The following is a 5,228-nucleotide window of genomic DNA, read 5'->3' on the forward strand; positions in this document are numbered from 1 at the left end:
TCCAGGTAGTGGTCCAGGACCAGGTCTTCGCTGCCCTTGTGCAACGACCGGGCGTGGGTGGCCAGGACCGTGGACCGGTCGCGGATGGTGACCGTGTCCGCGCCCAGGGCCACGTCGAGGCGGGCCCCAACGTACCGGGCCGGGACGGAGTAGAACGACTGGCGCACACACACCCGCGCCTTGGCATCGACCCGGCAAGACAGGGCCAACGACACGTCGAAGCCAGTGTCCGGCAACGGGGCCAGCAGCGGGGTCTCCCGGGCGGCGGCGGCCCCGACGGTCTCGGCGCGGGCACCGATCCGGCGGGAATCGTCGCGGGCATCGGCAGCCGCCAGGGCCTGGTTCAACGCAGCCAGGGAGGGCACGTGCGGGACCGGGGTCAGGTGAGCGCGCCGGAACCGGCCGATCTCGCCTTCCACACCGCCCTTCTCATGGGCGCCCTCGATGCCGGGGATGCAGTAGAAGGACTCGAACCCGTATTCACTGAACCTCGGCCCGGCTTGGATTGTCCGGGGTGGCTTGGCGCGGCGAACCGGTGCTAGGGGCGGGGTGGGTGGTTGCGTCTGGCCGGGATGCCGAGGTTTGTGACGGGTCTTGGTGGGTTGCGCTGGTCGATCTGGGTGAGCTTCTCGTTGGCGCCGGCGAGGCTGATCTGGAGGCCTTCGATCTCACCGAGCCAACCCTCGCGTTCGGCTTCGGCGATGCGTGCGAGGAGGTTGTTGCGGATCTCGATCAGCCGGTCTCGCTGCGCCGGGTCGGGCCAGAGCATCGAGCAGCGGATACAGGCATGCTCGTGGATACAGGGTGTTGCGAAGGCCCGGGCGCAGGTGCCGGTGGAGACCTTCCTGCGTTCGAAGTGGCCGAGGAACTCTTCCCACTCGGCGTCGGTGGGGGTGCGATATTCCTGGCTGGGCCGTAGCGAACGTCTGCGGGCCAGGAACGCCAGGTGGGCGGTGATGGTCTCCTCGGGGTAGACGGCCTTGTATCCCAGGGTCACGTTGATGTCTCGGTGACCGGCGATGACCTGGGCGATGTGTGGGGGAAGGCCGCCCAGGATGGCGTCGGTGATGAACATCCGGCGGAAGTCGTGCGGGGTGTAGTGCAGCGGTTCACCGGTGGCTGAGCTGGCCAGTCCGGTGCGGGTCAGGGCGGTGGACAGCAGCTTCCTGACGGTGGTCGGGGCGATGGCGCGGTCCTCGGTGCCGATGCGGCGCTGGAAGAGCAGCGGTTCGGGTGCGGACCAGGTGCGTTCCCCGCCGTCGTAGGCCGCGACCAGGGGAACAGCACCCGAGGATCGCCTGTTTTGGGAGATGATCGCGGACAGCACCTCTGCGAGGTTGGGGCTGACCACGAGCATTCGTTCCGCGTCGGTCTTGGAGGGCAGGATCTGCAGCAACGGGATGACCTCGCCGCTGGTGGGCAACCGGTACTGGACCAGGCTGTGGTGGCTGATCTCCAGGAGTTCCTCGATGCGCACGCCTGTGGCGCGCAGGACCTCCACGATCGCCCAGGACCAGAACGCGTGGTCCTCTTCGCGTGAGAGGTTGCGACGTTGGCCGGTGGCGGGGTCGGCCACCCAGACGGTGTCGGGGGTGCCGCGGGCGGAGGCGGTCCGGACCACGGTGGTTTGCTCGAGGATGAGCGTTTGCCCGGGCCCGGCTTCTGCCGCGGCCCGCAGGATGGCCTCGGCGGCGATGCGGTGCTCGGCGACGCCGCGGGCCAGGGCCGGTAGGACGGGAAGCCGTTCGCGGGTGCGGGCATCGATGCGGGACTTGCGGTGCTGCTTGTCCTTGCGCCGGTCGACTTCTTCCTCACCGACCGGGCAGGGGGCCACCCACGGACCCCAGCGGCCGGGGTCCTCCACCGCCCAGTGCGCCAGGTCGAGGTAGAAGGCCCGGACCGGAGTCAAACACTCCCGGTAGTTGATCCTGGGCACCGTGACCTTCGTGCTCACACCGCCTGCTGTGGTGCTGCTCTTGCTGACCGTGCGCAGCCGCTGCTTCCAGGCATCGGCAACCTCACGGGGGAGCCTGAGGTCCTCGATGCCCGGGTGGTGGGTCTCGATGTCTGCCCAGAACAGCTTGCCGAGGAAGTAGACCAGCGACTCCAGGCTCGTGTAGTCCAGGGCGGGCTGACGCTCGCGCAGGTACTCCACCAGAAGGTCACGCACCGCAGCGTGGACGATGCCGTACCGGTCGATCAGCTCCTGCGGGGTGTGTTGCCCACCGGTGCGGCGCCGGCGGATCAAGGCCGACGCTTGCGCCTCGAATATGCCCAACTCGCTCATGATCCGGCAATAGGCCGAGCGGCCCACCCCAGGTTTGGCGCGGGCCCGGTCCTCGGCGTCGAAGAGCTCGAGGGCATCCCCGAACACGACGTCGGCGAGCTGGCCACCCTTGGCCGCCAGGATCAACGCGCAACGGTAGGCGCTCTGTGATGCCAGGGCAGTCGAGATGCTGGCCTCGCCGCGGCACAGCTGCCGCAGTCTGGTGAATCCGTCGGGGTCGCGGACGGCGGCCAGGTGGCGGACCAGCAAGCCGCCACGGGCACCGCCCCCGTCGACCAGCCAGGACACCGACGGGCGCAGCAGGTCGGCCCCGATCGCCATCGGAACCGTCTCGATCACGGTGTCGCGGCGCCATGTCACGTGGCCGCGCTCGGCCAGCCAGGCGCTGGGCACCTGGCGCCAGTGACGACCCGCCGCGTCCGCGCCGCTGGCTTCCCACCGCTCCTGCCACGTCCGGCCGGGCTGGGCACCCAACCACTGCAACAACAACCGGATTCCGATGACCCGTTCCTGGGCGCGGTCGGCGCCGAGGAACGGCACGGAGTGCAGCACCTCCTCGGCCTCCTGTGCAGACAATGCCGTCCTGGGCCACACCCGGCCACGCGGGCGTGCTGCGAAGCGCTCCTCACCGGGCGACTCGGCTCGGCATGCCTGGAGGGGCTCGCTGGGCCGGGCCGGGGCGGCGACGCTCACGAAACTGGCCCGCCGAAGAGGACATCGAGGGTCTCTGGGCGATAGCCCGGCGCGGCGGGCGGGACCGGTCGCTCGGCGGCCCGACGACTCTGCTCCTCGTGATGGGTCAGCACCCGACGAATCACGTCCTCTTTGCGGGGGGTCAGGTAAATCTGAGTGGTACTCAACAAGGCGTGCCCCAGGACGGCCTGGACGTCGGTGAGCGGAAGTGTGGGATCTTCGGCCATCCGGTAGGCGGCGGTGTGGCGCAACGAGTGCAAAGTTGCCCTCGTCCCTGCCCGCGCGGTGACCCGCTCGAACATCCGATGCACCCCGTGGTAAGTCAACGGGCGGACCGGGCGGCGCAACGTCCACCACAACGGCTCCTGCCGGCCCGAGGGGACCAGCCCCTCCACCTGGAGCTGGTACAGCCGTAACCACACGAACGCATCCGACGATGCAGGCAGCTGCTGCGAGGCCCCCGACCCCTTGCGTACCACGGTGATCAGCTGACGGCCCGGAGCCACCCCACCCTGACGCACCGACAACAGCTCGCAGGCACGCGCCCCGGTGGAGACGTAGAAGGCCACCAGTGCCCGATCCCTGTCCGAGGGCAACCGGGCGAAGATCTCGTTGAACTCATCATCGGGAACGCTGCGTGGAATCCGAGAAGCCACGACCGGCCGATACCGACCGATCCTCTCGCCACGGTGCGGGGCCATCGGGTTGTGATGAGCATGGGCCCGCCTGCCGCGACGAGACCGGTCCAGCGAGAAGGGGTTCAGCACCGGCCCGGTGCCCTCGTCCCGGTGATAGTCATAGAAGCCACGCAGCACCGTCTCGCTATGCGCCCGCACCGATCGCGAGTACGGCGCCCGGTCCTGAGCTCCCAACTGGAGCCAACGTGCGAAGTCCCGCGCCTGCGCGCTGCTCGCCCGATCCCAGCACACCCCAGCCGCCCACAGGAACCGGAACCACCGCAGCAGATCCATCCCGTAGGACCTGATCGTGGCCACAGACCGGTCCGCCGCCTGCAACTCCCGGAAGTACACCGCGACGGGTTCGACGGACACACCCTCGGCATCGAGCAGGCGATACGGCTCCAGGACTTCACCTGTCTTCATGAGCCCACCGACCACGGGCACCACCAGCCCGGCCAAGTCAGCCGACGTGCCTTGCTCCTGCCTCATAAGCAGAGGTCTACACCCCTCAGGCCAACGAGCAGGACACGACACGCGGGCCGATGACCTGGGGTTATGCGGCAGTTAGTTCAGTCAACAGGTAGTGCGACCGCATCGCCACGAACCGGTCGTTCTCCAACCGTTCCCGGCCCAGCGCGCACCGGATCACCGCCGGCTTGAGGTTGTCGTACCGGATCATCCCGACCGGAACCCCGCCCAGGGCCGCGAAGGCCCGCACGTGCCCGTCCAGGAAGGACTCCTGGGCCTGGTTGGCGTACGCGACGTGCACCGCCCTGCCCGAGTGCGACAGCCGCAGGCAGAACATCCACACCCGCATCACCACCCCGGCGATGACGGCCTGGAACTCACCGAAGTCGACCTCGGCCTCACGGGCCGGCGGGTGGGTCTGCGGGATCATCACCTGGGCCCGGCCCAGGCCGATCTCGGCCTTCAGGGACGCGACCAGGTTCCGCACGGAGGACTCGGCGACCACCACCCCTTCCTCCTCCATCAACCGCTGCCACACTCGGCGGGCGGTGTGCCGTTGCTTGCGCGGTGCACCCTGGTCCGCGACCAACCAGGCCCTGACCGTGGCCACGTGCGGGCCTAGCACCGGCGCGGACCGGGCCGGGACCTTCCGGGCCGGCGGCACCGCGGCGCCCAGTGCTGCACGGACCGTGCGCCGGTGCACTCCGTGCTTGCGCGCGAGCTCCCGGACCGACATCTCTTCATCCCGACGGTCTCGTCGGATACGTTCGAACTGCTCCACTCTCGACATCTCCTTCACCCTCCACATCCGTAGTTGCCTTGCCAGACAACTCGGACGGTAGAGGACCAGTTGGGGGTCGAGGGTGGGGCCACTTCAAGCCAGCACTACTGCTCCAAGTGGGGCCACTTCAGACTGGCACACTCACCGAGTCGACGCGTCGATCAAGGACGTGCTGCTGGGTCTGGTCGAGCACGCCACGCAAGCCGGCTGGCCCCTGTCCAAAGCCTGCGACCTGTTGGGGCTGCGCCGGCGGCGGGTGCAACACTGGGTCACCCCCCACCACATCCAGGAACCCCCCGACGCCCCACCCAGTGCACCA

The 5,228-nt window shown here is 69.0% G+C and carries 4 protein-coding genes; all 4 read right to left on the reverse strand.

Annotation, left to right across the window (positions count from 1 at the left end; genetic code table 11):
* The coding region (locus ACR2FV_RS15710) for a Mu transposase domain-containing protein (RefSeq protein WP_434016640.1) at positions 1 to 419 on the reverse strand (419 nt) is incomplete at its 3' end.
* A gap of 119 nt (positions 420 to 538) precedes the next feature.
* Entirely contained in the window at positions 539 to 2,863 is a 2,325-nt protein-coding gene (locus tag ACR2FV_RS15715) for a tyrosine-type recombinase/integrase (protein WP_434016641.1), read from the reverse strand.
* A gap of 113 nt (positions 2,864 to 2,976) precedes the next feature.
* The gene (locus tag ACR2FV_RS15720) at positions 2,977 to 4,083 is read right to left on the reverse strand and encodes a tyrosine-type recombinase/integrase (RefSeq protein WP_434016642.1); all 1,107 of its coding nucleotides are present in this window, start codon (positions 4,081 to 4,083) and stop codon (positions 2,977 to 2,979) included.
* Between the two features lie 130 nt (positions 4,084 to 4,213).
* Positions 4,214 to 4,936 (reverse strand): IS21 family transposase, encoded by a 723-nt coding sequence (gene istA / locus ACR2FV_RS15725; RefSeq protein WP_434016643.1) that lies wholly within the window; start codon positions 4,934 to 4,936, stop codon positions 4,214 to 4,216.
* Positions 4,937 to 5,228: the final 292 nt, after the last annotated feature.

The sequence above is a fragment of the Ornithinimicrobium sp. genome (genome assembly GCF_051004135.1).
Taxonomy (GTDB): domain Bacteria; phylum Actinomycetota; class Actinomycetes; order Actinomycetales; family Dermatophilaceae; genus Ornithinicoccus.

What these genes read in the sequence shown, in the direction of transcription:
- istA (WP_434016643.1), bottom strand. Translation starts at nt 4,936, where the DNA reads ATGTGGAGGGTGAAGGAGATGTCGAGAGTGGAGCAGTTCGAACGTATC.
- ACR2FV_RS15720 (WP_434016642.1), bottom strand. Translation starts at nt 4,083, where the DNA reads ATGAAGACAGGTGAAGTCCTGGAGCCGTATCGCCTGCTCGATGCCGAG.